A 2,349-nucleotide genomic window follows, 5' to 3' on the forward strand; every position below is an offset into this window, starting at 1 on the left:
GGGGCGGAGGGGCGGCTTTCGGGCATTTGGGCCCATACACCGGACCCGCTCCCACCTTGTATGGGGGCCTTCCCGGAGCCGTCTCAGCCTTGCGTGGCGGGCTCTGCGGAGGGGCTGCCGCTCGTATGGGGAACCGTCTCCCCGGCGAGCCCTTGTTCCGGCGGGGAAGGGTTGGGCTTGGCGCGGGAAGCGGGCCCGGAGGCCCCGGATCCGGGGCGGCGGGCGTATCCCGTGCCCGGTTCCGGCGGATGGGGGTTGCGGTTCAAGGGTATGGAGGCGGCGCGGTGAGCGAAGAAGAGAACATCCGGCTTGTCCGCGAGATCGGGGAAGTGAAGGCCGAGCTTTCCGGGCTCAAGGCCGAGGTCGCGGGCACGAACCAGCGCCTCGACGACATCGTGATCACCCAGCTCAAGGATCACGGCAAGAGGCTGGCCATGCAGGATATCCGCATCAGCTCCCTTGAGCAGGCCGAGAACAGGCGGGCGGGGGGGATTTCCGCGCTCGCGGCGATCGCCACGGTCGCCGGAAGCGTCGGGGCGCTGCTCATGAAGGTCTTCGGCTGATCTCCGGCGTCCCGCATCCGGCACCCTTTCGTCCCCGTCTGGAGGGGCCTGCACACATGCCAGCTTCCTCAGCCCGAGGACCTTCATCCCCGTCTGGAGGGGCCCCGTAAGCGCTTGTGGCCGAGGCGCAGCGCCGGGACCCTCCATCCCGTCCGGGGGAATCCTTTCCCCTCCGTGGGGCGTCCTTGCGATCAACATGGACGGCTATGGAATGGATACCCCCTTTTCCACCCGTGGGGCGTTCCCATAGCCCGATTCAATAAGCTTCCCTACGCACGCCCTTTCCCACCCGTAGGGAGACGCTCGGCCTCTCATTTGGCCCTCTACGGACAGGTTGCCCCTTTCCCGTCCGTGGGGAGGCGCTCCGGCTTTCATCCGTGCCTTCATCCATCCCTTTCCCCTTGCCCGGCCCCCTGTTTCGATGCCCTTCTTCGGGGCCGGTTTCCCGCCGCAAACGGTTTCCCGCGGCCCGGCGTTTTCGGCTTTTTTCGTCCGCCGGAACTTGTTCAGGGTGCGCTTTTGGGGCGTTGCGCCGCATTGTGGGGACAGCCTCCCGATGGGGAGGCCCCTCGCCGCACAGGGGCAGGCCGATCGGCGCATAAAGCCGGGCCCTGATGACAGGGTGCCCCTCGCCGCACGGGGGAGGGGGCGCTCCGGAATGCGGGGGCCCCCGGATCACAAAAGGAGCGTTCATGAACACTAGCGCGACAGGCGGCTTCCTCCAGCCCGAACCCGGTCTGGCCCGTTCGGACATCGAGCGGCTGATCGGGGACGTGATCGCGGGCATCACCGGGCTTCCCCGGGATCTCGTCCGCGAACGGGTCGCCGTGCCTCAGGCTGATCCGGAAACCGGGGCCACGTGGTGCTCGTTCGGCATCACGAAGCGTTCCGAATCCAAATCGCAGGTGCGGCATTACGAAACCGAGGACGGGCAGGGCATGAGCCGCGTGCTCACCCTTGAGACGCTGACGGTCCCGGCCAGCTTCTTCGGCCCCGCCTGCGAGGACATGGCCCTGAAACTGAAGGCGGGGCTTCACATTTCCCAGAACCGCGAACCGCTCTGGCACGCCAACATCGCGCTGGTGCAGGCAGGGGACGTGATCACGCCCCCGGCTTCCTCCGCGTCCGGCGTGCCCGACGATCTGCGCTGGAGCGGGCGGGCGGATCTGACGCTGACCTTCCGGCGGGGGCCCTCGTCCCCGCAGGGCAAGGCGGCGGAAGGCACTGTGGCAATCACCCATGCGGAACAGCCCGATTGCGGCATCCGCGGCAACTGACAGGAGTTTTATCATGGCACGAGCTCTGAGCGTGGACCGCGTCGTCCGCGTCGGCATCAATCTCCAGCCGATGGCGGCGGCCCGGCGCAATTTCGGCACGCTGCTCATCATCGGCGCTTCCGGCGTCATCGACATGGAGGAGCGCCTCCGCGCCTATACCGGCATCGACGGCGTGGCCGCCGACTTCGGCATGGACGCCCCGGAATACCGGGCCGCCGAACTCTATTTCTCCCAGTCCCCCCGCCCCGCGCAGCTCTGCGTGGGACGCTGGGGCAAAACCCCCACCCCCGCCATCCTCAAGGGCGGCATCCTTTCCGACGGCGAGGCCGACGCTTCCGCGTGGGCTTCCGTCAAGGACGGCAGCTTCGCCGTTTCCGTGGGCGGCGTCTCCAAGGACATCACCGGCCTCGACTTCTCCGGCGCGGCCAACATGAACGGCGTCGCCGCCGTCGTCAGCGCCGCCCTCGCCTCCGCCGGGGCTTCCTGCGCGTGGGACGGGCAGCGCTTCG

3 protein-coding genes are annotated in these 2,349 nt (G+C 68.3%); all 3 read left to right on the forward strand.

What is annotated here, in order from left to right:
• The first annotated feature begins 284 nt into the window (after positions 1-284).
• On the forward strand, positions 285-563 hold the full coding sequence (locus HMPREF0178_RS19785) for a hypothetical protein (protein ID WP_009369313.1): 279 nt from the start codon (positions 285-287) through the stop codon (positions 561-563).
• A gap of 692 nt (positions 564-1,255) precedes the next feature.
• On the forward strand, positions 1,256-1,840 hold the full coding sequence (locus tag HMPREF0178_RS19790; protein ID WP_009369314.1) for a hypothetical protein: 585 nt from the start codon (positions 1,256-1,258) through the stop codon (positions 1,838-1,840).
• A gap of 13 nt (positions 1,841-1,853) precedes the next feature.
• The coding region (locus HMPREF0178_RS19795) for a DUF3383 family protein (RefSeq protein WP_009369315.1) at positions 1,854-2,349 on the forward strand (496 nt) is incomplete at its 3' end.

This window comes from Bilophila sp. 4_1_30 (assembly GCF_000224655.1).
Lineage (GTDB): Bacteria > Desulfobacterota > Desulfovibrionia > Desulfovibrionales > Desulfovibrionaceae > Bilophila > Bilophila wadsworthia.

What these genes read in the sequence shown, in the direction of transcription:
- HMPREF0178_RS19790 (WP_009369314.1), top strand. Translation starts at nt 1,256, where the DNA reads ATGAACACTAGCGCGACAGGCGGCTTCCTCCAGCCCGAACCCGGTCTG.